This window comes from Sporosarcina sp. P16b, assembly GCF_002743065.1.
GTDB lineage: Bacteria > Bacillota > Bacilli > Bacillales_A > Planococcaceae > Sporosarcina.
This window is the reverse complement of record NZ_PDYO01000005.1, coordinates 174,824-199,516: the sequence shown is the minus strand read 5'-3', so window position 1 is coordinate 199,516 and position 24,693 is coordinate 174,824. Positions and strand designations below refer to the sequence as shown.

The 24,693-nt window shown below is 41.6% G+C and carries 27 protein-coding genes; 21 read left to right on the top strand and 6 right to left on the bottom strand.

All coding sequences use genetic code 11. The annotated features are described in order from the left end of the window. Positions 1-20 precede the first annotated feature (20 nt). The gene (locus tag CSV77_RS08805; RefSeq protein WP_099673092.1) at positions 21-353 is read right to left on the bottom strand and encodes a DUF5658 family protein; all 333 of its coding nucleotides are present in this window, start codon (positions 351-353) and stop codon (positions 21-23) included. A gap of 180 nt (positions 354-533) precedes the next feature. Between CSV77_RS08805 and CSV77_RS08800 the strand changes: the two genes are divergently transcribed. Genes CSV77_RS08800 through CSV77_RS08785 form a run of 4 tightly spaced genes read left to right on the top strand, consistent with a single transcriptional unit; the run spans position 534 to position 3,238 of the window. Further along, complete coding sequence (locus CSV77_RS08800) at positions 534-896, top strand: GntR family transcriptional regulator (protein ID WP_233212207.1); 363 nt, start codon at positions 534-536, stop codon at positions 894-896. Continuing rightward, the gene (locus CSV77_RS08795) at positions 896-1,804 is read left to right on the top strand and encodes an ATP-binding cassette domain-containing protein (RefSeq protein ID WP_233212202.1); all 909 of its coding nucleotides are present in this window, start codon (positions 896-898) and stop codon (positions 1,802-1,804) included. The genes CSV77_RS08800 and CSV77_RS08795 overlap by 1 nt, the downstream gene beginning before the upstream one ends. Continuing rightward, on the top strand, positions 1,776-2,525 hold the full coding sequence (locus CSV77_RS08790) for a hypothetical protein (RefSeq protein WP_099673090.1): 750 nt from the start codon (positions 1,776-1,778) through the stop codon (positions 2,523-2,525). The genes CSV77_RS08795 and CSV77_RS08790 overlap by 29 nt, the downstream gene beginning before the upstream one ends. Then, positions 2,522-3,238, top strand: a complete 717-nt coding sequence (locus tag CSV77_RS08785) for a hypothetical protein (protein WP_099673089.1) — start codon at positions 2,522-2,524, stop codon at positions 3,236-3,238. The genes CSV77_RS08790 and CSV77_RS08785 overlap by 4 nt, the downstream gene beginning before the upstream one ends. A 54-nt stretch (positions 3,239-3,292) precedes the next feature. Here CSV77_RS08785 and CSV77_RS08780 read toward each other — a convergent pair whose 3' ends face one another. After that, on the bottom strand, positions 3,293-4,144 hold the full coding sequence (locus tag CSV77_RS08780; protein ID WP_233212201.1) for a dimethylarginine dimethylaminohydrolase family protein: 852 nt from the start codon (positions 4,142-4,144) through the stop codon (positions 3,293-3,295). 292 nt (positions 4,145-4,436) lie between these two features. Between CSV77_RS08780 and nhaC the strand changes: the two genes are divergently transcribed. Then, entirely contained in the window at positions 4,437-5,882 is a 1,446-nt protein-coding gene (nhaC, locus tag CSV77_RS08775; RefSeq protein ID WP_369802748.1) for a Na+/H+ antiporter NhaC, read from the top strand. Between the two features lie 41 nt (positions 5,883-5,923). Here the strand turns inward: nhaC and CSV77_RS08770 are convergent, their stop codons facing one another. Next, a complete protein-coding gene (locus CSV77_RS08770) occupies positions 5,924-7,192 on the bottom strand; it encodes an HTH domain-containing protein (RefSeq protein ID WP_144034668.1) in 1,269 nt (422 codons plus the stop codon). Positions 7,193-7,259: 67 nt separating this feature from the next. On the opposite strand from CSV77_RS08770, the gene CSV77_RS08765 reads away from it, so the two are divergent. The 7 genes from CSV77_RS08765 (at position 7,260) to CSV77_RS08735 (ending at position 13,744) form a co-directional block, all read left to right on the top strand. Next, complete coding sequence (locus CSV77_RS08765; RefSeq protein ID WP_099630415.1) at positions 7,260-8,372, top strand: mandelate racemase/muconate lactonizing enzyme family protein; 1,113 nt, start codon at positions 7,260-7,262, stop codon at positions 8,370-8,372. After that, positions 8,369-9,025, top strand: coding sequence for a GNAT family N-acetyltransferase (locus tag CSV77_RS08760; protein WP_099673085.1), 657 nt, complete (start codon positions 8,369-8,371; stop codon positions 9,023-9,025). Before CSV77_RS08765 ends, CSV77_RS08760 begins: the two co-directional genes overlap by 4 nt. A 141-nt stretch (positions 9,026-9,166) precedes the next feature. Then, complete coding sequence (selD, locus tag CSV77_RS08755; RefSeq protein WP_099673084.1) at positions 9,167-10,213, top strand: selenide, water dikinase SelD; 1,047 nt, start codon at positions 9,167-9,169, stop codon at positions 10,211-10,213. A gap of 21 nt (positions 10,214-10,234) precedes the next feature. Further along, entirely contained in the window at positions 10,235-11,269 is a 1,035-nt protein-coding gene (gene mnmH / locus CSV77_RS08750) for a tRNA 2-selenouridine(34) synthase MnmH (protein ID WP_099673083.1), read from the top strand. Positions 11,270-11,509: 240 nt separating this feature from the next. After that, positions 11,510-12,802, top strand: coding sequence for an MFS transporter (locus CSV77_RS08745; protein WP_099673082.1), 1,293 nt, complete (start codon positions 11,510-11,512; stop codon positions 12,800-12,802). 126 nt (positions 12,803-12,928) lie between these two features. Beyond that, positions 12,929-13,171 (top strand): PepSY domain-containing protein, encoded by a 243-nt coding sequence (locus CSV77_RS08740; RefSeq protein WP_199203727.1) that lies wholly within the window; start codon positions 12,929-12,931, stop codon positions 13,169-13,171. A gap of 93 nt (positions 13,172-13,264) precedes the next feature. Beyond that, complete coding sequence (locus tag CSV77_RS08735; protein WP_099673081.1) at positions 13,265-13,744, top strand: GAF domain-containing protein; 480 nt, start codon at positions 13,265-13,267, stop codon at positions 13,742-13,744. A 256-nt stretch (positions 13,745-14,000) separates the two neighbouring features. On the opposite strand, the gene CSV77_RS08730 is transcribed toward CSV77_RS08735, so the two are convergent. Next, complete coding sequence (locus CSV77_RS08730; protein ID WP_099673080.1) at positions 14,001-15,323, bottom strand: sodium-dependent transporter; 1,323 nt, start codon at positions 15,321-15,323, stop codon at positions 14,001-14,003. Between the two features lie 172 nt (positions 15,324-15,495). Here CSV77_RS08730 and CSV77_RS08725 point away from each other — a divergent pair, with 172 nt between their 5' ends. The 4 genes from CSV77_RS08725 to CSV77_RS08710 all read left to right on the top strand — a co-directional run bounded on the left by CSV77_RS08725 (position 15,496) and on the right by CSV77_RS08710 (position 17,917). After that, the gene (locus CSV77_RS08725; RefSeq protein WP_099635836.1) at positions 15,496-15,948 is read left to right on the top strand and encodes a helix-turn-helix transcriptional regulator; all 453 of its coding nucleotides are present in this window, start codon (positions 15,496-15,498) and stop codon (positions 15,946-15,948) included. Between the two features lie 15 nt (positions 15,949-15,963). Further along, positions 15,964-17,121, top strand: coding sequence for a substrate-binding domain-containing protein (locus tag CSV77_RS08720; protein ID WP_099673079.1), 1,158 nt, complete (start codon positions 15,964-15,966; stop codon positions 17,119-17,121). 40 nt (positions 17,122-17,161) lie between these two features. After that, positions 17,162-17,485, top strand: coding sequence for a hypothetical protein (locus CSV77_RS08715; protein WP_099673078.1), 324 nt, complete (start codon positions 17,162-17,164; stop codon positions 17,483-17,485). A 66-nt stretch (positions 17,486-17,551) separates the two neighbouring features. Continuing rightward, entirely contained in the window at positions 17,552-17,917 is a 366-nt protein-coding gene (locus CSV77_RS08710; protein ID WP_099673077.1) for a hypothetical protein, read from the top strand. A gap of 40 nt (positions 17,918-17,957) precedes the next feature. On the opposite strand, the gene CSV77_RS08705 is transcribed toward CSV77_RS08710, so the two are convergent. Continuing rightward, positions 17,958-19,313, bottom strand: coding sequence for an S-layer homology domain-containing protein (locus CSV77_RS08705; RefSeq protein WP_099673076.1), 1,356 nt, complete (start codon positions 19,311-19,313; stop codon positions 17,958-17,960). A 118-nt stretch (positions 19,314-19,431) separates the two neighbouring features. Next, entirely contained in the window at positions 19,432-19,821 is a 390-nt protein-coding gene (locus tag CSV77_RS08700; protein WP_099673075.1) for an OsmC family protein, read from the bottom strand. A gap of 132 nt (positions 19,822-19,953) precedes the next feature. Between CSV77_RS08700 and CSV77_RS08695 the strand changes: the two genes are divergently transcribed. The 5 genes from CSV77_RS08695 (at position 19,954) to eutH (ending at position 24,691) form a co-directional block, all read left to right on the top strand. Next, positions 19,954-20,088, top strand: a complete 135-nt coding sequence (locus CSV77_RS08695; RefSeq protein WP_099635831.1) for a YfhE family protein — start codon at positions 19,954-19,956, stop codon at positions 20,086-20,088. Positions 20,089-20,231: 143 nt separating this feature from the next. Further along, positions 20,232-21,218: an alpha/beta hydrolase gene (locus tag CSV77_RS08690; protein ID WP_199203726.1), complete on the top strand. Its 987-nt coding sequence runs from the start codon at positions 20,232-20,234 to the stop codon at positions 21,216-21,218. Positions 21,219-21,281: 63 nt separating this feature from the next. Next, the gene (locus CSV77_RS08685; protein ID WP_099673073.1) at positions 21,282-22,712 is read left to right on the top strand and encodes a sensor histidine kinase; all 1,431 of its coding nucleotides are present in this window, start codon (positions 21,282-21,284) and stop codon (positions 22,710-22,712) included. Further along, on the top strand, positions 22,705-23,274 hold the full coding sequence (locus CSV77_RS08680) for an ANTAR domain-containing response regulator (RefSeq protein WP_099673072.1): 570 nt from the start codon (positions 22,705-22,707) through the stop codon (positions 23,272-23,274). Before CSV77_RS08685 ends, CSV77_RS08680 begins: the two co-directional genes overlap by 8 nt. Positions 23,275-23,428: 154 nt before the next feature. Next, positions 23,429-24,691, top strand: coding sequence for an ethanolamine utilization protein EutH (gene eutH, locus CSV77_RS08675; protein ID WP_099673071.1), 1,263 nt, complete (start codon positions 23,429-23,431; stop codon positions 24,689-24,691). The last annotated feature ends 2 nt before the right edge of the window (positions 24,692-24,693 follow it).

The following is a 24,693-nucleotide window of genomic DNA, read 5'->3' as shown; positions in this document are numbered from 1 at the left end:
AGGGATGATTATAGCGTATGTCAGATTGCGACCATGATCAACCAAAAGATATGCATGAATAATATTGCAATATAAATAAATAATGCAGTGGTCAAAGAAATACGGACGACGATTCCTGACGAACTAACCGTTACGATATATAAAAGCAGTAAAGGTAACCCTAGTTTTACCACGTAGAACAAAGGAATACTTTGTTCATATAAAAATGATACTAGCAAATTGGCTTCTTCTATAAGACCAAACCGCAAACCATAATCAGTGAAAATGGCATCTAATAAACATAAGCAAACCAATAGAAAGCCTGCATTGATTAATCTGTTTCGTTGAATAGGAAAATCCTTAACTGTATTCATTTTATCGGCTCCTTACATACAGTGTAGTTACCTAGGGTGAGTAGTAAGTGATTATTTTATACATCGATTTACCATAATTTTTATATGATTAGTTATTTGCATTATGTTATGAAAATGCGTATAGTACATTACAACAGTAATGTACTAGGTAACCTTGAGGTGGTGAAATTCTTGCTTGAGATGGATGGAGAAAAGCCGATTTATATACAAATTGCAGAATGGTTAGAGACAGAAATTATTGATGGTACGTTACAAGCGGACGATAAAGTGTACTCGCAGTATCAATTGGCAGATCTTTTCAATATCAATCCTGCGACTGCCGGGAAGGGACTGACGATTTTACTAGATGCGGAACTTATTTATAAAAAACGTGGCCTTGGCACATTTGTCACAGCTGACGCACGTGAGAAACTGCTGACGAAGCGTAAAGGCGGTAGGTTAAGTCGTCTGGTGCAGGAGCTGCTTAATGAAGCGGCATTACTTGGGCTGGAAGAAAATCAGCTAATTAAATTAATCCAGGCAGGGCGAAAGGAGAGGTCATAATGTCAGCAATTACGTTGAAAAACGTGTCAAAAAGTTATCGATCTATTACAGTACTGGACCAGTTGAATTTAAAAATCCGTAAGAATGTCATTACGGGATTGGTAGGACGTAATGGTGTGGGAAAGACGACGTTGATGAAGATGATTGCGGGATTCATAAAAGAGTCGGATGGAGAACTTCGTGTGTTTGGTGAGCATCCCTTCAATAGTCTCAAGGTTTCCGCCAACATGATGTTCATTGACGATATGATGGGCTTCCCGGATGCACTAACATTGGATGATTTGCTAACAGAATGTGATCGCTTCTATGAAAATTGGAATCAAGATCTAGCTGTGCGTCTGCTTGAATACTTTAAATTACCGCTGTCGCTGAATCATCGCGTACTGTCAAAAGGGAAGCGTAGTACATTCAATGCAATTATTGGTATTGCCACACGTTGTCCACTCACGATGTTTGATGAGCCAATTACAGGAATGGATGCTGGGGCGCGTAGGGATTTTTACAGGGCGCTGCTGAAAGATTATATCGCTTATCCCCGCACTATTTTGTTGTCGAGTCATCACATGGAAGAAATGGAGGATTTGCTGGAGGATATTTTGGTGATTGACGGCAAGAGCATCTCGTTTCATGGACCGATAACTGAACTGCAGGAAAAATTCCTGTCACTTCAAGCGCGAGAGAGTGTGCTGAAATCCTATGCGATTCGCTATGCGGTTGTTCATCGAGCAAACGCGGGGCCAATGACGGAATGGATTGTTGACAATCAGCATACCGAAGCGGAAGTGGAAGAGTTGAAGCAGGCAGGCATCCGCGTATCGGCGGTTTCTGCAAGCCAAGCGTACTTGGCGATGACGGGCCAGGCGACGGGAGGTGTAGACGATGTTTTCAACGCAATGGAGCGTCAATGAACTGGCGAAGCGTCAGTATTTATTTAAATTGAGTACCAATGGCGCGGTATTTACTACGCTGATAGTACTACAGATTATTGGGACTATATTTATAAGTGGAGCGGGGTCCTCGTCCATGAACGAATGGGAAGAGATGATTTCTGTTAACTACACGTCCATATCAAATGATAGTCAGGTAGGCTTGACATTATTCTGGGCACTCATTGTTGGATTCTTACTGACATCGGCTGCACAGCGTAATGAATCCTTTTCATTCGTGACGAATCGTCTGACCTTTCAGCTGGCAAACCTTTATTTCATTTGCACAGCGTCATTACTTGGGGGTGTAACGACTGTGTTGATCGGGTCGGTAATGAAGATTGTTGCGCTGTTTGGCGATAATGTCATTATAGAAACGACAGGCCTTCTGTCGTCGCCGCTTGATTTCTTCTCCCGGATTCTCGTAATGACCGCGTACACATTGCTGCTTATGATGATTGGGTATTTACTTGGAACTTTAATACAGTTTAGCAAGTTGTTCATTGCCTTGTTTGGATTGATCTGGTTTGTGTATTTCACGTTCGGTATCAGCTTGTCAGTTGGCGAAGGTGATAGCGTATTGTACTTTTACTACGGAGAGACATCAATTCTGGTATTTGTTTTGAAAGTAGTAGTATCGGTTGCTGTACTGTTTGGTATCAGCCTCTTTGTGACAAATCGTTTGGAGGTGAGAAATCCATGATGTTTTTTATGGTGTTGATACCGATAATCCTACTTCTTGGTCTGGTTCCTATTGTGATATTTACGAAAAACATGAAACGTACGCGATTGAAGAAATCATTTCATCGCAATATTATTGTAGGTTATCTTGTGTTATTGTTACTCGGCGTTGTCGTGGCGGAATTCATGGAGCGTAAGGTAGAATCTCATATTCCACCAAAAGTAACGGATAAAGATATTGAATTTGATTTGCAATCTGCGATTGTAGAAAGGGCCACGATTCCTGAACGTCTCGTTCTAGCGAAGCGGTCACATGAGGTGAAAGATGAACTATCGATATCCCCCTTCACTGGTGCTTATATGTTGATTGAACGTACATCCGATAACAGTAATATGGTCGGGGAAACCGTCTACACCCCTGAGTTATTGGCAAATATCGGTGATGGTGATGGGGATGATGTGTATTATGACTTTACGGATCAGCTCGAAATTGCATTACCAATTTGGGAAAACAATTGGATGACTGTTCCTAAACAGCCTCGGAATAATATTCAGTATACATTTTATCATGATTCAAATATATTGAATCAGTTCACCGGTGAAAAAACGCATGGCTATTCCTCTGGCTCAGTGTCGGCAGCCATGATGATTCACTTGGTCATACCCGAATCGATTGAGTTGAATCTTCCTGATATTGAAAGTGAACGTGGAACCTATATAGAAATTCTTGAATAGAAAAAGACTGAAGTATAAACGCTGCATTGTGCGTTTATGCTTCGGTCTTTTGTATTATCCGCGTTCTACGGGCATTGAGCAACATCTAAAAGAGCCGCCGGATTTGATAATTTCCGAGAAGTCGACTTCAATGACCTCAAATCCATGTGCGCGTAAGTTTTTATTCACTTGTTTATTTTGTGGAAGGCTGAATACTTTGTTGTTACCAATTGAGAGAACATTGGTAACAAGCGAAAACTGTTCATCTTCGGCCACTTCAATCAGTTCATACGAATCGGCCAGTTGATGCAGTGTTTCCTGATCAAATGCCGCTGGAAAGACGAGCGCTTTTTCGGGTGAAAGAATATTAAAAACGCAGTCGAGATGTAAGTACTGCCCGTCAAATGGAATCCGCTTGAGTTGATAATCAGGAAGCTTTTCCTCCAGTTTATTTACAGCTTCCCTGGACGTACGACTACTGATGCCGATGTAGATGGTATCCCTGTCAACGATAATGTCGCCGCCTTCTATTCGATCGGTGGCGGACTGATAGGGGATGTCATGTGCAATCAGCCATTCTTTTAGTGTGATTTCTTCACCTTTTCGAATATTTGCAGCCAAGTCGGCTATGAATACGTCATTGCCGATTGTGAAGCCAATATCTCGTGTGAAAACTTGCTCGGGGTATTTTTCAGAAGGAGGAAGCGTGATGACTTCCACTCCGTTTTCCTTCAAGAGTTTTTCAAATTCTGCGTGCTGACTCATTGCACGTTGTATATCAATGTTTTCATCTTCATACTTTTTTTGTACTTCGTTAATGACTTCATCAATCGCCATAAATTTCGGCTGGCATAATATGACTCGGCGCAGTGTATCGTATTCTGTTACGCACTTTATCGTATCAATTCTTTGGTTAGTAGTTGTCACTGGCAGTGTGCCCCCATTCATGAAAGTACTTTGTATTATTCCCGTTGCCTAGATTTATAAACTACTTTGGCCATTGTTTCCACTACTTTGGAAAGGTGTTAATTTGTAGTAGCTGGTAAATGTACATATTTACAAAACAGCTCTCTCATAGGGACAGACTAGTCAATAGGAAAAAACATAGTAAACGCTTACATATTTATATTGACAAATAATTTAGAAAACGTATAAAATAGATTAACCGACTATATAACGACACATCCTATTTGGCTGAATTTGAATGGAGGGTTGCGTAGTGGAACAGAGGAAAAAAAGAGAAATTGGGTTCTGGTGGTCTCTTCTACCGTTAGTCTTAATGATACTGGTTATGATCTTAACTGTAGTTAAGCTTAAAGAGGGACCGCATATGCCGCTAATTGTAGGGACTGCCATTGCGTCACTCGTAGCCTGGCGTCATGGTTTCTCGTGGAAAGAAATTGAGGAAATGATGTACAAAGGAATTCGTTTGGCCCTTCCAGCAGTCGTCATCATTATGCTTGTCGGTTTGGTTATTGGCTCGTGGATGGGCGGAGGGATAGTTGCCACAATGATCTTCTACGGATTGAAAATCATTACACCCTCTTGGTTCCTAGTAGCCATTGCGCTGATTTGTGCAATCGTTTCATTGGCAATAGGTAGCTCATGGTCGACAATGGCTACGATAGGTGTAGCTGGGATGGGTATTGGACTCAGTATGGGGATTCCAGCTGGAATGGTAGCAGGGGCTGTCATTTCTGGCGCATACTTTGGAGACAAGATGTCACCGTTATCCGATACAACCAATTTAGCCGCAGGACTTACTGGAACGGATTTATTTGATCATATTAAGCATATGTTGTATACGACGATTCCTGGATTAATAATTGCTCTTGGGGTATTCACATTCCTCGGAAGAAGATTTGGGTCAGGTGAAACTGAATTAACATCGATTGCCAACACATCCCAGGTTATGCAAGAGAGCTTCGTTATCTCACCCTGGTTATTGCTAGTTCCTTTGGCGGTCATTGTGATGGTTGCCATGAAGATTCCTGCAGTACCGGCATTGATTATCGGGATTATAATGGGTTTTTTATCACATGTAACGCTTCAGTCGGGGACATTTACAGATGCGCTCGGTGCTCTGCAAAGTGGTTTTGCAATCGAGACGGGTAATCAGCTAGTAGATAAACTATTTAATGGCGGTGGTCTTGATAGTATGATGTATACCGTCTCTATGACTATTGTGGCCATGACCTTCGGTGGTATTCTTGAGTATTCAGGTATGTTGCGGGCCATTATGAAGCAATTGCTGAAAGTCGTGAAGTCTACATCTACATTAATTATTTCAACGATCGGTGCGTGTGTCATGACCAATGCAACTTGTTCTGAACAATACGTTTCGATTGTTGTACCTTCTAGAATGTTTAGTAAAACATATAAGGATATGGGCTTGAACTCGAAGAACCTGTCGCGTGCACTAGAAGATGGTGGAACACTGACATCCGTATTTATTCCTTGGAATACTTGTGGTGTGTTTATATTCGGTACGCTTGGTGTAAGTGTAGTAGAATACGGCCCGTACGCTATCTTGAATTTCGCTGTACCTCTCATTTCGATTCTCTATGCTTTAACTGGTTTTTCTGTTGTCAAAATGACATCTGAGGAAATTGTGAAAATGAGTGAGCAAGAAGCGAAGTTGGAACTCGAAGCGCAACTTGAATAATTAAAAAGCAAAGCCGAGTTATTAACGGCTTTGCTTTTTTACTAGATGGTAAGCTTCATTTTGTACAATGCGCGTGGTCTGCCTTGGCTGTAGGTCATTTCTTCACCAACTGAAACGACAAACTGTTGATCCATTAGTTTTTTAATTGTTCGTTCAGCGGTTCTTCTAGAGACAGCTAAATATCCAGCTAAATCATTAGCAGTGAATGGTGTGGATTGTCTAAATTCATCAAACAGCGTTAGCTTAGAAATGACTGCAGGGCTCAATGTCGTCTTTTCACTGATCTTAAGCAAATTTGGGTCGTCCAACCTCATCGCAACTGCCGGTTTTATAGCAGGCATAGGACCATGAAGTTTCTTATATTCATCTAGCATAAAGACTCCTATGTCGTCCGCTTGTTTGCTGAGTTGCAGTGCGCTCATCGCATTGTCGCTGGCCTCCAGGGTTGTGAGTCCTAATCCAAAAGACAATGTGGATGCTGATTGAAGTGATTCACAGAACTGGACGAAGGCTTTTAAAGCGAAAACAAATTCTATAGTGCCTAGAGTAGTGTAGAAAAAGAAGCTGCCCTCTTTTTCTTTCCACTGCGCCTGCAAGTAGTTCGCTAACTTTTCAATAGTGTCCTGCGGAAGTTTCTCAGGTTGGTGAACTTGTAGTACTCCTACAGCGATTTTAGTTGCTTCACTTCTTGCAAAATCTGCTTGTTGGACTGCATGTTCCATTGCACGTAAAATATTGCTTGTGGAATCCAGCATCCGGAATGATGGGATGCCTGCCGCTTGTAATTGATCGTATACGGCATGCACACTAGTTACTGCTAATTTCGACTTCCCGCTCTTAACATGCTCCATATGAAAATTCACAACCGCTTGTAAATCCGTATTGGCTTGTAATTCATGTATAGCGGGCTTCTGAATGGAAGAAAGAGGACCGAGATCCTGTAAAATCTGTTCAATATGTGTTAGCTCTTTTATATCTATAGAAATATCATGAATCGCCATATTTTTTTCTGAAGCAAGGTATAATAAAGTGACGGCGATTGTATGTTCATTTTGTTGGACATGGAATGCTGGAATTGAGAGGGTCTGTAGAACTTGTTTGGACGCTTCATAAGGCAGGGAGCCAGAGAACAAAATGGCATGACAAGGTCTCATTGTCTTTAGTAGCCGAGGAGCATCGGACGGCCTGTCGTATTGATAGTAATCAATACGCATATTATGTGGTAATACAATACTCCTTGCTTGCCGACAAAATTCTTGTGAGCCGATTAATGCAATGGTAACCTTCTTAATGGGATCCCCTCTTTTCATTAACGACTATTTAACGACAATCATACAACACAGATGAAAAGCTGCCAATAGGAAAGGAAGAAAAATAATGAAAATAACTGAAATAGAAATTTTTGCGATTCGATTACCGCTCTATGAACCCTTTGTAATTAGCTATGCATCTTATGCTGACATGCCATCTATTATTGTGAAATTAACAACAGATACAGGTTATGTAGGTTACGGTGAAGCGGTAGCGGATGACCATGTCACGGGGGAAAGCTGGGAAGGTACATTTGCCGTACTACGTCATACACTCGCTCCCGTTTTACTTGGTGAAAATCCAAGTTGCTTTGGGAAAATTCATGAATTGATGGATCAGGCGATTTACGGTGTGCCTACGGCGAAAGCGGCGCTAGACATTGCTTGCTTTGACGCAGTAGGGAAGGCATATGGTATCCCTGCCTACAATTTACTTGGTGGACGTTATCATGAGAGTTTTCCGATTACACATGTTCTAAGTATCGCTTCACCCGAACATATGGCACAAGAGGCTGCTGACCGTGTGGCAGCGGGTTATAGTTCATTAAAGATGAAAGTCGGTATCAACGCAGCGGAAGACGTCAAGCGAATTCAAGCTGTGCGCGAACGCGTGGGTAAAGAAATTGCAATTCGAGTAGACGTTAACCAAGGTTGGGTCAACAGTGCGACGACATTGCAGGCGATGAAACAATTGGAGTGCTGTGATCTGGATTGGCTCGAGCAGCCAGTAAAAGCAGATGACATCGATGCAATGGTAGAAATCAAATCGAAAATCGCAACACCTCTAATGGCAGATGAGGGATTGCGTGGAGTGCGCGAAATGCGTGAAATCATCGCAAAGCGTGCAGCAGATAAAGTGAATATCAAGCTCATGAAATGTGGAGGTATGTATCCTGCAATGAAGCTTGCACATATGGCTGAGATGGCCGGCATTGAATGCCAGGTTGGATCAATGGTGGAGTCGTCTATTGGATCTGCGGCAGGATTCCACGTAGCTTTCTCACAAAAAGCGATGACGAGTGTAGAACTAACTGGGCCGTTGAAATTCAGTAAAGACGTCGGCAATCTGCACTATGAAGTACCGTTTATTAAACTCAATGAAAAACCTGGACTGGGTATCGATGTAGATGAGCAAACGCTAGAAGAATTAACAGTGCGTAGAGAAAAGGTGACATTATGACATTGCAAGCATCCCTTTCATTGCTAACAGAAGACCAGCTACCGAAAGTTCTAGCGTTACAAGAGCGGATCATAGCGGTTCTCGAGCAACCTGAATTTCTTCAACCGCTTACGGATGAAGAGTTTGAGTATATTCTACGTGGCAACGGCATGATGGTGGGGGCTTTCGTAGACGATCGTCTCGTCGCGTTCCGTGCCATGTTGGATCCTGGTGAAGACGATGAGCATTTGGGAATCGATGTTGGGGTATTACAAAACGAATTATCCAGTGTGCTATACTCGGAGATTTCAGGTGTGGATCCAGACTATAGAGGGCATGGACTGCAAACGACATTAGGTAAATGGCTGATGGAACATGTAGAGAGAGACCGCTACCGCTATATTTGTACAACTGTTGCACCATTTAATATTCCAAGCTTGAAAGATAAATTTTCACTTGGTTTACGAATTAAAGGACTCAACGTTAAATATGGCAATAAACTTCGTTATATTTTATTCATGGATTTGCAAAAGCCTTTTCCTAAAACCACTTCACAGCAAAAATCCGTTCTAATGGGGAATACTGAACAGCAACAAAAATTGCTGAAAGAAGGTTGGATTGGGGAATTTATCGAGAAAAAAGAGAGCCATTGGTATGTACTATACGTAAAATAATAGCTTTGTAACATGTAAGACTATGCCTAAAAGCGTAGTCTTTTTTTCATCCTTCAGTAAAATTTTAAGTGCCCAACAGATCTAGAATGCAAACTCTATGGTAAAATATAGGGACTACAAATTGAAAGGTTGATATCCACAATGCAAAAGTCTTCTGTAAAACTCACTTCATTATCTTCAAAAGGAGGCTGTGGTTGTAAAATTGGACCTGCTGATTTAGCTGAAGTTCTTCGCACATTGCCTCCCGGTCTCACTGATCCTAATTTGCTGGTAGGATTGGATACAGGCGACGACGCAGGTGTATATAAGATAAATGATACGACTGCCATCGTGCAGACACTAGATTTCTTCACACCCATTGTCAATGATCCATATGACTTTGGACAAGTGGCGGCGGCGAATGCAATCAGCGATGTCTATGCAATGGGCGGTAAACCTATTACAGCATTGAACATCGTCGCATTCCCGATACATATACTTGACCGCAGTATCTTGACGGAGATCTTGCGGGGAGCTGCTGACAAATTGAAAGAAGCTGGTGCCGTTCTTGTCGGTGGCCACTCTATTGATGATCAGGAACCTAAGTTTGGTATGCAAGTAACTGGAACAGTGCATCCTGATAAGATCCGTACGAATGCAGGAGCAAAACCTGGCGATCGTCTGATACTGACAAAACCGATTGGCGTAGGTATCATGACCACTTCGTTAAAAAACGGATTATTGTCTAAAGAAGAAGAAATTGACGTGACAAAAGTGATGACCACACTCAATAAAACGGCGGCTGAAGTGATGGATGATTACAACATTCATGCTTCAACAGACGTAACAGGCTTCGGCTTGCTTGGGCATGCCTCCGAAATGGCAACAGGTAGTGGCGTGTGCTTGCGAATTGATAACGACAAAGTTCCTGTTTTACCTCGTACACGGACACTTGCAGAAGAGGGTTCGGTTCCAGGCGGTACGAAAAATAACTTTGCACATATAGAGGATATGGTTGAATATCCGGAATCATTGGATCAAGTTGGCAGATGGATTTTATGTGACGCAGTAACTTCTGGCGGTTTGCTTGTAGCAGTTGCCGGAGATGAAGCGGATCGTTTGCATGAGCATTTGCGTGAAGCGGGAGTCGATGCGCATATTATTGGAGAAGTAACTGATGATCATAACGGTCGAATTATCGTACAGTAAATCAAGGAGATGGGAAATTACATGGCACGGGACATTACATTGAGGGAAGCGCTCGAGTTACAGGAAAAGCATTCACATACATTAGTCGATGTACGCTCTCCGAAAGAGTTTAAGGAAGCAACTATTCCGGGCAGTATGAACATTCCGATTTTCACAAATGAAGAACGTGCGGAAGTGGGTATGCTATATAAGCAAGTAGGAAAACAAGCAGCAATGGATCATGGTCTAGTTATTTTCTCTAAAAAATTACCCGAATTCATTGCAGAGTTCAGGAAAATAGACACACCAATCACTGTGTTTTGTTGGCGCGGCGGGATGCGAAGTAAAACGGCGGCGACCGTACTGGAATTGATGGGAATCCGCTCAAGCCGAATTAGTGGCGGGATTCATACATATCGCCAGCGGGTTATTGCACGACTGCAAGAAACGATCAAACCTAAATTGCTTGTACTAAACGGGTATACAGGAAGCGGCAAGACGAAGATTCTTCATAAGCTGATGGAAGATGGCTATCCGGTCATTGATCTAGAAGGTATGGCGGGTCATAGAGGTTCGATATTTGGACAAATCGGTGTCGAGCCGAACAACCAGAAGAAATTCGAATTGCTACTTGCAAATAAACTAGAGAGGTATGAAAATGAGCCATATATTTTCATAGAAGGCGAAAGCAAACGCATAGGACAAGTACATATGCCGGAACTATTGTTTGAGAAAAAAGGACAAAGCCCTCAATGGATTATTCAACTACCGTTCGAAGTACGTGTCAAAGAAATCCTTTCCGTGTACGAACCGGAAAAACAACCAGATCTGTTTCTAGAAGCTTTTACAAGAATTCGCAAACGCATCCATCAACCAATTGCAGTACAAATTCAGAAGGATCTAGAGAACGGGCGGTTCACAGAAGCCGTAGAACAGTTGTTGACTCACTACTACGACCCACAATACGAACACTCTGTAGCCCGTTTTGCTACAATTGGCCAAGATGTCATCCAGGCTGCAACTATACAAGAAGCGTATGAGAAATGCTTAAAGAGATATAAAGAGCTAATGAAATAAGTGAAGGTAGACTATCTTTTGGATAGTCTTTTCTTTTGCGTAAAAAAACACTAGTTGACTGATAGTATAAAACGCCATATTTTTAAGGAAACGAGCAGTCACGGAAATTCGGGATTGCTTGTTTTTGCGTATGGAAAAGGCCCCTCTTTCCATTTAGTAATATGTGATAAGATAAATAAAGTGTAAAAGTTCATTAACATATAGATCTATTGTACGGTAATAGAAAAGGTGGGGAATTTCATGTCAAAACGGCAAGATTATTCATTCTATACAAAATCAAAGGAAGCGCAGAAGCAATTGTATAAGCGCTCTTTACTTGTCGTGATCATTTCCCAAATATTTAGTGGTGCCGGACTTGCAGCTGGAATTACAGTAGGGGCGCTATTAATTCAAGATATGACAGGGAACGAAAGCTTAGCCGGTATGCCCATTGCGCTATCTACTTTTGGTTCAGCATTCTCAGCCTATCTTGTCGGTAGGTTGTCCCAACGTTATGGTCGCCGCCTCGGCCTTGGCGCAGGCTTTATTACCGGTGGTGTAGGTGCGTTCGGTGTGATTTTTGCTGTGATGACCGGAAGTCTTGCTGTGTTATTCCTTTTTCTGTTTATCTATGGAGCAGGTACATCCTCCAATCTACAAGCCCGCTATGCCGGAACAGATCTAGCGAATGAAAAGCAACGGGCTACTGCGGTTAGTGTCGCTCTTGTTTCAACCACAATTGGTGCGGTAGCCGGACCCAATCTCGTCTTGCCAATGGGATATGTAGCAGATTTCATCGGTATACCTTCGTTAACGGGTGTATTTCTACTAGCAGGGGTCGCCTACGTATTATCCGGGCTGACATTCTTACTGTTTTTACGACCGGATCCTTTACTCGTTGCACGTGAGATTGAATTGGCGGAACAAAAAGAACGTGGAGAGTCTGATGAAGGACGTGTTGCTCGTCAACATACGGTCAAGAGGATGGGAATTTGGGTGGGTAGCATTGTCCTTGTACTATCGCATGGCATCATGGTTGCTATTATGACAATGACCCCTGTCCATATGCAGCATCACGGCGCTTCCATATCGGGAATTGGTTTAGTCATCGGTTTACATATCGCAGGTATGTATTTACCATCCATTTTTACTGGTGTATTAGTAGACCGTATTGGACGACCGATTATGGTAATTGCGTCCGGGGTGACACTTGCGCTAGCAGGTATTCTTGCAGCCTATGTGGCGGGCGAATCGATATTCTGGATGTCCGTATCGCTCATATTGCTGGGGGTTGGCTGGAACTTTGGATTAATCAGCGGAACAGCTATTGTTATCGATTCAACTGACGTGTTAAGTCGTGCGAAGATCCAAGGAAGCATCGACGTGTTTGTCGCACTGGCGGGGACAGTAGGTGGACTTGCATCAGGAATTGTCATGGCATTTTTCGGTTTTTCCATGTTAAGTTTTCTTGGAACGTATATTTCGTTACTACTTATTCCGCTCATTATTTGGATGCGTTATAAAGAAAAGAAAGTTCCAGCACAAACTGCCTGACAAAAACGGATTATTTCCTTGGAAATAATCCGTTTTTCTTTCGTAAACGACATGCTTGGCTGTGTGGCATCTTTCCTTTCCTTCACATAGACTAACAGCGTAGAAGGAAATGGGAGGGGTCATATATTGAATCAGCAAAGTGAGTATTGGATGAATCACTGGCAACATCCGCAATATCGCAGGATTTCAATGGAGCAGGCGAATGAAATCGCACGACAAAGAGTACCGGGTGAAGTGGTGAAATCAGAACTGGAATTTGATGACGGCATGTTGATATATGAAGTGGATATTCGCACAGTAGAAGGACAGAAGTATGAAATCAAAATTGATGCCGTGACCGGTGAGGTACTAAGGGTGAAATTAGATTGATTTAAAACAACGAATGGAGTTCGTTTACTTTTCCAATTCTATTATTCTATGTATGATTAACATAAGAACTGTCACAGAAAGTAGGGAATTAGTATGTATACACCCATTGATTATTCCAATGACTTACAAGAGAAGTACGCACAACTAATCACACAGTTGGATGCACTCATGTCGGGAGAGCCGAACGTCTACGCAAACTTAAGCAACGCATCCGCGTTACTCAATCAATTCTTCGACCGCATCAATTGGGTAGGTTTTTACTTGATGGACGGCGATGAGCTCGTGCTCGGACCATTCCAGGGATTACCGGCATGTATCCGTATTCCGCTCGGCAGAGGTGTTTGCGGAACAGTTGCGAAGACGAAAGAAGGCTTAGTTGTACCAGACGTTAATGCGTTCCCAGGCCATATCGCATGCGACGCAGCATCCCGTTCCGAAGTTGTTGTACCGCTGATTAAAGATGGAGAAGTATTTGGTGTGCTCGACATCGATAGCCCTGAATTAGATCGCTTTACAGAAGACGATTTGGCGGGATTGACGCAAGTAGTAAAAGCGCTCATGAAACATATCTAGTGGAATAGTGAGGTGACGGGAAGGCATAGTTGCTCGACGTTCCAGGCGGACGCTTTTCTTGTAGACCCGCGGTGAGCCAACTAGCATTTCTTTCTCGATTTGGAGATCTTCATGATACATTGAGAAATAGTAATGTACATTATGCAGTGGAACCTGGACTTACTAAGTAAGAAATCAGTACTTGTCATTTACAGATTCCAAACGCTCTCCCTATTAAAAATAAAAAGCACGCCGGAGAAAATCCCCGGCGTGCTTTTTACATGCCTAAAATCCAAGTAAAGAAAATGACGATGATTGCAATAGGTGCGAAATAGCGTACAATTACTTTCCACAAAGAGTGAAGAGCTGGGTGCATCCTTAACTCCTCTGCTGTATCTTCTTTCGTCAGTACAAAGCCGGCAAATAAAGACACAGCCAATGCCCCGAGTGGCATCGCAATTCTACTCGTCAGTATATCCGCAAAATCGAAAATAGAGTTGCCGAAAATACTAATGCCGGATAATAAACCGAATGATAATGCACTAGGAATTCCGACCAAAAAGATTAATCCGCCAAACACCCACGAAGCGCGCTTTCTTCTATCATGCTTTTTACGGATGCCTGTAGAAACTACGATTTCGAGCATCGCTATAGCAGAAGTCAATGTAGCAAATAGCATCAAGAAAAAGAAAATAATTAAAAATACGCTGCCAAATGGAATTTCATTGAAAATAGCTGGCAGGATAACGAAAATTAGTCCTGGCCCCGCTTCCGGTGAATGTCCTAACGCGAAAACTGCTGGGAAAATGACAAGTCCCGCTAGGATCGAAATCCCTATGTTCAGCATAGAGACATTAAACGCGGACTGTCCGAGCTTCTCTTCTTTCGAAAGGTAGGATGCGTAAGTCATCATCGCGGTCACACCGACACTTAGTGAGAAGAATGCCTGTCCTAACGCAACTAGAAAAGTAGTTCCGTTAAAATAACTCCAATCCGGTACGAATAGGAAACGCACACCTTCCATCGCGCCGTCTAGTGTCAGCGAACGAATGGCTAATACAATGAATGACAAGAATAATAAAGGCATGATCCAGCGGCTGGCCCGTTCAATCCCTCCGCGAATCCCGCTTTGAACGATAAAGATCGTTAACGCCATAAATAACGCTTGTGCCAATAATACTTCCCATGGATTCGCAATCGTCGTATTGAATAACTCTCCATAATCCAGCCCACCTAGTGTAAACGTAAAGGCACGCGCCAAATACGATAAAACCCATCCGCCGACGACACTATAAAAAGATAAGATGATGAAAGAAGAGGCAAGTCCCATCCATCCAACCCATCCCCACTTGCGTCCCAATGATAATTTTTTCAAAGAAGTCACTGCATCTGCCTGTCCTCTACGGCCAATGACAAACTCAGCCAATAAAATTGGCAAACCAATCAATAATGTACAAATAATAAATAACAGCACAAACACGCTGCCACCGTTCGTTCCGGCCATATAAGGGAACTTCCAGATTGCACCTAGGCCGATGGCACTGCCAGCAGCTGCTAAAACAAAGCCAATCTTGGATGTCCATTGTTCACGCTGTTTCATAAGAATCCTCGTTTCTTTTTCTAAATCACAAAGTCAATAAATCGTATCATAATTTTGAGAAAGAATCGATAGTTGTATGGTTAACAGAAAGTTTTGAAAGCAACTTGATTACTTAATGACATGGGTGTAATATTACACCAATGGATATGAAATGTAACTATGAGGTGATCTAGTGAATCAACAACAATTAATAGAACTGATTTCATTGAAGTTACGGGTGATTCGATTAGAGAAAGAATATTCCCAACAAAAAATGGCGGATGTACTAGGACTTTCTAAAAAGACGTTGATTCAAATTGAAAAAGCAAGAGCCATGGCCAGTTGGACAGCCGTTATAGCTGTCTGTGCTTTATTTCGCGATAGTGACGTATTGCAAGCTACCGTTGGCGGTGATCCGTTAGAAGTACTGGAAACTATTGCGCATGACGGTATTGACCGCCGAAAGGATCAATCGATGGGTGGTAAAGTGTGGTGGCGCGAATTGGAGGCAAAAGGAATTTTTCGTTTACAGCAAAATGTAATTAGTCAGCATTTCCGTATTTTAGATGAGGAGCATTATCGTTGGTACAGTTCATTTGATGAAGACGAGGCACGTCACCGGTTGGAGGAATTGAGCGGAAAATGAAAGGGAGGAACGCGTATGGTTGCCCCCATAGCATTTGCGGTACTTTTATTAATAGCGTTACTATTTTTCACGGGAATTGGATTGTTGTATTTATTGCTAATGGGATGGATCCACTATATACCGTTAGCGCTAAGTGCAATGATCATTTTATATGTGTGGATCGTCATGATGATCTTTCATTTCTTCAACACGCAGCAACGAAAGCGATTGTTCGGCATTATTGCAGGGGTAGTTCTACTAGGGGCGGCAGTTTGGCCGATAATGCATATATACAAGGAGAGTATTTCAACAGTGGATGCCGAAGTGGAAGTGCGTGATTATGAACCGTTTACGATTGGACAGGAATCAAAGCTTGCCGTACTCGATGAGGTGGCTACACTCGAACTGAAGGATGATTTACCAAGAATTGACGGCGCTACCGCGCTATATCCACTGTATGCAGCTTTTGTTCAAGCAGTCTATCCGAGTAAAGAATACAATCCGTATGATAGTGAAGTAATGGTCAATACAACACCTATCGCTTATGAAAATCTGTTTTCTGGCGAGGTAGATATAATTTTTGCGGCAGGACCTTCAGACGCCCAAATGAAAGAAGCCGAGCAACTAGGTCTTGAGCTGAAATTAACACCGATTGGTCGAGAAGCATTTGTCTTTTTTGTTAATCAAAAAAACCCTATTGATAATCTAGAATTAAAACAAATTCAAGATATCTATGCGGGGAAAATCACCAATTGGAAAGAGGTAGGAGGTAAAAACGAGTCGATTCGCGCATTCCAACGACCAGCGGACAGTGGTAGTCAGACAGGTTTGGAACGACTGATGGGGAATATTCCGATCATGGATGCTCCAAAAGAGAATGTGCCCGAAGGAATGGGTGGTATAATTTCAGAAGTCTCAAAGTATCGAAATTATAAGAATGCCATGGGCTATACATTCCGCTATTACTCAACGGAAATGGTAGGAAATGATGAGATTAAACTGCTCGCAATCGACGGCGTCAAGCCGACGAAAGAAACAATCCGTACTGATGACTATCCAATTGCATCTGAGTTTTATGTCATCACAGCAGGAACAGAAAATCCGAATACTGAGAAATTCATTGAATGGATGGTTTCACCGCAAGGACAGGAATTGGTGGAGAAAGTAGGGTACGTAACAGTGAAGAAGCCTTGAATAAACGGTAATCTAGTAGAATGAAAAGAGGATACACGTTATGCAAAGAGAAAAGAAACAACTAGTATGTATACTGCTCGCTTTTGTATGCGCAGCGGGTGTATTTTTCCTAAGTGATTTATTTCAAAGTATGGCGTACTGGGGTAACGGATTGATCTGGTATTGGATAGGTGTTGTACTCACTTTCGTAACCGGAATAGTAGGAACCGCATTTATTCTTCTATCGTTAAAAGTTGAAGGGCCTACAGAAAAAAGTTGGCTTACCGTTTTACTTATTTCATTAAGGGCGGTCGCAGTTTTAGCTATTGGACTGGGCTTTTTGTGGACTACTTTTGTAGTCGTTGCTGGTATGTCAGGTATGTGAAGGTTTACTAATCATGTTGAATAAACAGTACATGTTTTATACTTAGCAAATTGGAGTGATGAAGCAATGGTAAGACGATATTTGAACATGGCATGGCTTGTCATGATTCTGATTCCAGCACCGTTCTTATTTCATTTCTATGAATTCGGCCAGTATATGAAGCGAGAAGATGCAAAGTATTTATTAGTCGTGTCTGTTTTATATCTTGTGATAACAGGTATTTTATCTTGCGCTATAAAAGTTCGTTATATTTTACTTATGAATATACTTACCGCCATAGTGTCTCTAGTATTGGCTATGAATTTCATCTCAGATGATGGTGGATGGTTCAAGCCATTTGGTCGAGATATTGTCATTTTGCTAACAGCTATACCGTTTTTCATTGGACAATTAGTAATTCGGATGGTTGCTAAACTTGTTATAGACCGATAGAAAAAAAGCATGCCACTAGGTTAGAGGCATGCCATTTTTCTTATTTCTTAAGTGTATGTTTCTTACCTGCTTGATCCGTCACGATTAACTGTGTAGCGGTAACATCCATATCCCTCGCAAGAATAGTAGAAACTTTGCTGATCTTTTTATCTAACAGATTATATTTATACACACCTGTTTTGTTGAAGTAATACATCGTAGAAAGGTCGAACGCTACGGATTTATTGTTTTGACTTACTTGATTGGTTTTCGAAGTAGCTTCTACTTCATCGAAAATGACACGGGCGTCAAAGTTCAATAATGTTTTTTTGTTTTTGCCATCCATCGCTACTGAATACAGCGTCAATGGATCATCTATTGGAGTAGTAGAATCGAATGTAGAATCGAAAACTCGTTCCTTGTTTTTTTCAAGTGTATAGTAGATTCGATCGTTCCAAATGAACATATTACGGAACTTTTGATCGATTGGAATACTACCAATCGTGTAACTCCAGTCATTTACATTCAATTTCACCAGATTATATCCTACAGGCATTTTATTTCCCGCATTGATCAAGTTCCAATACGGAATGAAGAGATCATCATTGTATAGGACCATTTGATAACCGGACATGAGCAGTATTCGGTTGATTCCGTTATCCGGCATAGTCGCGCTATCTAAAAGTGTTGAACGTGTTCCAGCCTTTTTATTCTCTTTAAATAGCTTAGTGGAGTTTTTGTCTTTTGCGATCGTATAAGTAAAACCATTTTGTTCAATTGTCTTTCCTTTAACGCCTACATAGGAATGGTAATCTTTTAACTTCATAGAGTCGTCCAGTGCACGTACTAAAAATGCAGCGAACTGAGAACGTGTAACGGAGTCTGCCGGCATATATTTACCTTCAGAACCACCCGTAATGCCCTTTTTCGCAATCCCATTAATATCGGGGAATGACCAATGTGTCGGGGGTACATCTACAAACGTTGCCTGATGGTCGACAGGTATGTTAAATGAACGACGAATGATCGCAGCCATATGTGCACGTGAAGTATCCTCACCAGGACGCATGAAACCATTGTCTCCACGCAGGATGCCTTTTTCGTTCACTGTTGCGAGTATTTGATAATAGGATGACTTTTTCGAGACGTCCTTGAACTGTATTGTGGGATCCTTTACCAACGGAATTTTCAATGCTTTAATGAGCATAGAAGATGCCTGCGCCCGTGTAATGGGATCGTTTGGCTTAAAGGTACCGTCTGGAAAACCACCGATAATATTACGGTCAGCTAAATACATAATTTCTTTCTTCGCCCAATGCTTGTCTACGTCAGAAAATTGTGTGGCTGCCTGTGCTTGAAATGGCGTTGCTGCAAAAATCAATAAAACTGCTAACAACCCGACTAGTTTATTCTTCATGTAGGTAGACCTCCTTTAGGTATTCTATTCAGTATACAGGATTTTTAATGGAAAAATAAGGACCTGCAAACGTAAAAAACCGACAAATGGGAGAACTCTCATTGTCGGTCATTGAAACTTATTTTGTACTCATCTCATAGGTTTTCACAACATGGATACAACCCATGACGGATTGTAACATGGAACAATTCTTCTCTGTTAGTTCCATGACTCGAGGCATTTTTTCTACTGTAATATCTGAGCCAATGACTGTGAAGTGGAGGCGGATTTCCATCAGACGACTTGCATCATCCTGTGAACGTATCACTTCTTTCACTTCCACTGTGATATCATCTGCAGGCATACGCATTTTATCTAGAATCTTCCGCATGACGCCACCACCGCAAGCAGCAATTGACGCCACCATCAATTGAAAGGGGCGAAACCCTTTTTCTTCATTAGATGAAATGTGTAAGGTACCAAACTCAACTTCAGTGTCAAAACCGTGTTCTGTCATGTGCAACTTCATAGTGAACAACCCCTTTTTCTGTTAGTATACGTGGTTTTGGAAAAAAGACCAAATAACGTTAACTGAATGGTTCATGTTTAATTTTATCTATGCGTGGAACACTGATAGCTAGACGGAAAGGAGTGTTTAGACTTGAGTGAAAACAAACAGCCACATAAAACATTGACTGATAAGAATAATGGTCTTTCATCCACACAGGAAGTATTGTACGACAAAGAGTTTAAACGAGCAGATCAGGCTACCGAGCAAGACAATAAGAAGAAGTAAGAAGTAAAAATAGTGAATGAAGTCCGCCCCAGTAGTCGTTATCCAACTACTGGGGTTTTTCTCATGAAATCCTCCTAACGAATTCTTCGTTTTCACTGTATAATAAAAGTAAATACTAAGACAAAGAGAACGAGGATATAGAAATGAAAAAAATAAGATGGAAAACGGTTGTCGTTTTACTAGTTGCTATCTTTATTATTTTCCAGATAGCAGGAAGCTTTTTCTTCTATAACCTGGCCATCAAACGTGGTCCCAAAGACTTCCTGACAGGCAATGCTGACTTGAAAGTATCAGCTGAAACCATGGATGTGTTTTTAAATGGAGACTGGCTAGATTGGGTGGATAAACAGGAGTTTGAAGAAATGCACATGACGTCAAGAGATGGTATAGAGTTAATGGGGTATTACTTGCCTGCCAAACAGCCGACTAACAAATTAGTGATTCTGACACATGGTTATTTAGGACACGCAAAACAGATGGGCTTGTACGGTCAATTTTATTATGAAGAACTGGGATATAATCTCTTCATGCCAAACGCTAGAGGACATGGAAAAAGTGGTGGAGACTATTATGGTTTTGGATGGCCGGATCGTTTGGATTTGATTGATTGGACGAAGTTACTTAGCGAAAATATGGATCCTGCTACAGAAGTGGTCTACCATGGGTTGTCAATGGGGGCCGCTACAGTTTTGATGGCAAGTGGTGAGAAGCTTCCCGATCAAGTGAAGGCAGTCATTGCAGATAGTCCGTATCAATCCGTTTATCAGCTTTTTGCCTATCAATTAAATCGAATGTTTCATTTGCCGGCATTTCCGTTACTTGATAATATGAATTTATTGACGAACGCAAAAGCGGGATATTCATTGAAGGAAGCAGATGCGCTGAGTGCTGTACAGCGTGCAACTATACCAATACTGTACATACACGGCAACGCCGATACATTTGTACCGACAGATATGACAAAGGAACTGTACGAAGTAACGGAGAGTGAAGCGGAACTGTTTTTAGTAGATGATGCGAATCACGGGGAAGCATTCGTGATGGATCAGAAAGCGTATAAGAGAAAGGTGGAAGATTTCCTTAATGCCCATTTATCGACATCGAACTTGTCAATTGACCTCTTTCGCTAACCAATCTATACTAATTTTAAAGGGTAGGGGTAGCAGTACTCCTGATCGTAGGGTCGTGGCGTATTGGTAAAATCAACAGTAGAGAAACTTTGTAAATTACATACGGAATTGACTAATCAAGATGTGCAGATTTTGCAAGAGATGGCGTTTAGCTTACAAACCTATGCAGATCTGTCCAATTCGTATATGTTCATCGATTGTAAATTAAAACCGAGTAATCAAGCGATTGTCGTTGCAGAGGCTTTTCCAGTGGGGTGTACTCCACTGTATACTAATTCTGTCATTGGAAAGATTGTATTTGAGTCTTTTGAACCGGGCGTTTTTTATTCTTATCGTAACGGAAAGAAATCTATCATACAGCAGGCGATGACACAAGAAGGTATCGTGGTGCATCAAACCGTGGTACCCATTAAGAACACCTATCATCAAGTGATCGGTGTGTTGGTTTCTGAGAAACAAGTCACCTCACCGCTACCGGCTGACGATATAAAAAGTTTTTCGGTAGTTACAGAAACAGCGGAAGATCAACTGACGAATTCGGGTCTTGGAGTAGTCTCGGATTTATTGATGGAGATGCTTATTTTGACTGATGCTAGTAATCGATTAGTTTATGCAAATCCCTCGGGGTTAAAGCTTATTTCTGAAATGAGCGGACGGGATGATGTATTGTATCGAGATTTATTGGAAATGCTACCGTTTTTGCGGACAGTTTATGAGCAGGAAGAGGATGTATTTGTCTTTGAGTTGACGATTCAGGACAAAAACTTAATTGTAAAAAAAATAAGAATGCGTGAAAAAAATAAGTCTCAAGAAACGTTGTTGATCGTCCAAGATATTACTGAACTTCGAACAAAGGAAAAAGAATTGATGATGAAATCCGTCGTCATTAAAGAAATACATCATCGGGTTAAAAATAATTTGCAAACTGTCGCAAGCTTGATAAGATTGCAAATGCGTAATGGCATATCAGCTAATAACCGATCTGCTTTTGAGGAAACACTTAACCGGATATATAGCATTTCCTCTGTGTATGAAATTATCCTTACGAAGGAAGATGCAGACGACGATGATGTAAATATTATAGATTTGACAAGAAAAATTTGTTCCACGATGGTACTAAACGATTACAACTTAAAAGTAGACTTGATTATTGAGCCGAATGGCAATAAAATAATAACAACCTCTAAGAAAGCGGTTTCAATAGCGTTGATTATTAATGAGCTCATACAAAACTCCCTAAAGCATGCATTTCGAGGCAAAGAAGAAGGAATTATTAATGTGGAATTTATTGTGGATCATGACTTTGTAGAACTTCACGTTTCCGACAACGGCGTTGGAATGAAGAATCCGCAAACGTCACTCGGCACGGAAATTATCCACAACTTAGTAACCAATGATTTAAATGGTGAGTTCCTATATGTGCCCAGGGAAATCGGGACACATGCAGTAATCAATTTTCCAGTGGGTGCGGAGGTGGAGATTTTTAATGGGTAAACGAATCTTGATAGCGGAAGACGAATCAATTATTCGCATGGATCTAAAAATGACCTTGCAAGACCATGGCTATGAAATTGTTGGGGAAGCAGGCGACGGTGATCGAGCGATCGAGCTAGCCTTTTTGCATAAACCGGATTTGATTTTAATGGATATTAAAATGCCGAAGATGAATGGACTAAAAGCCAGTCGAATCATCGGAGAACAACTGGATATACCGATTTTAATCATTACCGCGTACAGTCAAAAGGAATTTGTGGAAAAGGCACAGCAAGACAGTGTGGTCGGCTATTTAGTCAAGCCCATTTCTGAAGCCAATTTAATTCCTGCAATTGAAGTTGCACTGCATCAATCCAGTAAAGTGCACCGGCTAAAAGACGGTATTCAGCAGGCAAAACAGGAAGTGGAAAAGCGGAAAGTCATCGAACGGGCAAAAGGTATTCTGATGAATTCAGAGAACTTAACCGAGCAACAGGCATTTAAAAAAATGCGTGATACAAGTATGTCAAGGCAAATGACAATGGAGTCACTTGCAGTGGAGATTATAGATTCGCACAAGTAAATAGACCTAAGCAAAGACGCTTAAAGAGATACCTTCTTTAAGCGTCTTTTTGTCTTCTTTTTTCAGAATTTGTCATTAGATTTAAAGGTGGTGGCAAGTGTATTAATACAAGGTGGACGGTAACACTATAAGAAAGTAATAGGGGGAAACTCAAATGGAAATGATCGGTACGGTAATTGTCTACATCATCATGGCCTGTGCAGTTGCAGGGGCATTTGCTTCAATAAAAAATCCGGAAGAGGGATTAGGTAAGGAATTCATGTCTGGATTACACGCTGTTGGGCATATCTTCGTTCCTGCAGCAGGAATCATGGCGTCTATACCCTACTTGACCTGGTTTATCAGTAAATTCATTGGTCCTGTATTTAATTCAATCGGGGCAGATCCGGCACTTGCTGCAACTACTATTCTGGCTTCAGATATGGGTGGTTATCAGTTAGCGGAAGCGCTAAAGGTAACAAATGAAGGATGGATCATGGCGCTGATCGTTGGTTTCATGTCCGGAGCAACAATCGTCTTCTCTATTCCAATGGGACTTGCCATGCTAGATAAACGAGACCATAAGTACATGGCGCTTGGCATCATGTCAGGTGTATTGACGATTCCAATCGGTGCATTTATTGCATCGGTATTAGTTGTTCTGTTCAACACGGACGTGCGTGATGTAATCAGCACGACGGCTACATCCAATTATGAGTTTGCGATTAGTTATTTACAAATCTTCATAAATTTATTGCCATTATTACTATTTGTTGTATTAATCGCGGTCGGACTGAAGTTCGTTCCACGTATTATGATTAACGGATTTATGATGTTTGGCCGTGTGATGGACGCTGCCATTAAACTTGTATTAGTGTTCTCTATTGTAGAAGTATTTACGGGTATCTTTACCAAGATCTTTGGTGTTTGGGGCTTTGATCCAATCATGGCGGATAAAGCAGACCAATTCCGTGCACTTGAAACAGCCGGATATATTGGTATTATGTTAGCGGGTGCATTTCCAATGATTTACTTGATTCGAAAGTACATGGGGACACCTTTGGAAGCCGCGGGAAAGAAAATTGGGCTTTCGCCTGAAGGTAGCGCGGGTCTACTTGCGACTGTCGCGAATATCTTGGCGATGTTCTCATTAGTTCGTTACATGAAACCAAAAGATAAAGTTATCAATATCGCATTCGCAGTGTGTGCTGCATTCTTGCTAGGTGATCATTTATCTTTCACAGCGAATTTCCAACCCAATATAATTTTACCGGTTATACTAGGTAAATTAAGTGCGGGTATCATCGCGGTTATCATTGCATACAAGCTGTCTGTACCAACAGCATTAAGGTTGGAAAAGCAAGACCGTGAAGCGGGAATTATTCGCGAAGGCGAGTATGAAGATGCTGAAACGAAAGCTCCCGCCGCTAAAGCATAAAA

What these genes read in the sequence shown, in the direction of transcription:
- CSV77_RS08760 (WP_099673085.1), top strand. Translation starts at nt 8,369, where the DNA reads ATGACATTGCAAGCATCCCTTTCATTGCTAACAGAAGACCAGCTACCG.
- selD (WP_099673084.1), top strand. Translation starts at nt 9,167, where the DNA reads ATGCAAAAGTCTTCTGTAAAACTCACTTCATTATCTTCAAAAGGAGGC.
- CSV77_RS08770 (WP_144034668.1), bottom strand. Translation starts at nt 7,192, where the DNA reads ATGAAAAGAGGGGATCCCATTAAGAAGGTTACCATTGCATTAATCGGC.
- CSV77_RS08720 (WP_099673079.1), top strand. Translation starts at nt 15,964, where the DNA reads ATGGTTGCCCCCATAGCATTTGCGGTACTTTTATTAATAGCGTTACTA.
- CSV77_RS08795 (WP_233212202.1), top strand. Translation starts at nt 896, where the DNA reads ATGTCAGCAATTACGTTGAAAAACGTGTCAAAAAGTTATCGATCTATT.
- CSV77_RS08735 (WP_099673081.1), top strand. Translation starts at nt 13,265, where the DNA reads ATGTATACACCCATTGATTATTCCAATGACTTACAAGAGAAGTACGCA.
- CSV77_RS08700 (WP_099673075.1), bottom strand. Translation starts at nt 19,821, where the DNA reads ATGAAGTTGCACATGACAGAACACGGTTTTGACACTGAAGTTGAGTTT.
- CSV77_RS08715 (WP_099673078.1), top strand. Translation starts at nt 17,162, where the DNA reads ATGCAAAGAGAAAAGAAACAACTAGTATGTATACTGCTCGCTTTTGTA.
- CSV77_RS08710 (WP_099673077.1), top strand. Translation starts at nt 17,552, where the DNA reads ATGGTAAGACGATATTTGAACATGGCATGGCTTGTCATGATTCTGATT.
- CSV77_RS08785 (WP_099673089.1), top strand. Translation starts at nt 2,522, where the DNA reads ATGATGTTTTTTATGGTGTTGATACCGATAATCCTACTTCTTGGTCTG.
- eutH (WP_099673071.1), top strand. Translation starts at nt 23,429, where the DNA reads ATGGAAATGATCGGTACGGTAATTGTCTACATCATCATGGCCTGTGCA.
- CSV77_RS08730 (WP_099673080.1), bottom strand. Translation starts at nt 15,323, where the DNA reads ATGAAACAGCGTGAACAATGGACATCCAAGATTGGCTTTGTTTTAGCA.
- CSV77_RS08800 (WP_233212207.1), top strand. Translation starts at nt 534, where the DNA reads ATGGATGGAGAAAAGCCGATTTATATACAAATTGCAGAATGGTTAGAG.
- CSV77_RS08765 (WP_099630415.1), top strand. Translation starts at nt 7,260, where the DNA reads ATGAAAATAACTGAAATAGAAATTTTTGCGATTCGATTACCGCTCTAT.
- CSV77_RS08690 (WP_199203726.1), top strand. Translation starts at nt 20,232, where the DNA reads ATGAAAAAAATAAGATGGAAAACGGTTGTCGTTTTACTAGTTGCTATC.
- CSV77_RS08790 (WP_099673090.1), top strand. Translation starts at nt 1,776, where the DNA reads ATGTTTTCAACGCAATGGAGCGTCAATGAACTGGCGAAGCGTCAGTAT.
- CSV77_RS08805 (WP_099673092.1), bottom strand. Translation starts at nt 353, where the DNA reads ATGAATACAGTTAAGGATTTTCCTATTCAACGAAACAGATTAATCAAT.
- CSV77_RS08745 (WP_099673082.1), top strand. Translation starts at nt 11,510, where the DNA reads ATGTCAAAACGGCAAGATTATTCATTCTATACAAAATCAAAGGAAGCG.
- CSV77_RS08680 (WP_099673072.1), top strand. Translation starts at nt 22,705, where the DNA reads ATGGGTAAACGAATCTTGATAGCGGAAGACGAATCAATTATTCGCATG.
- CSV77_RS08705 (WP_099673076.1), bottom strand. Translation starts at nt 19,313, where the DNA reads ATGAAGAATAAACTAGTCGGGTTGTTAGCAGTTTTATTGATTTTTGCA.
- mnmH (WP_099673083.1), top strand. Translation starts at nt 10,235, where the DNA reads ATGGCACGGGACATTACATTGAGGGAAGCGCTCGAGTTACAGGAAAAG.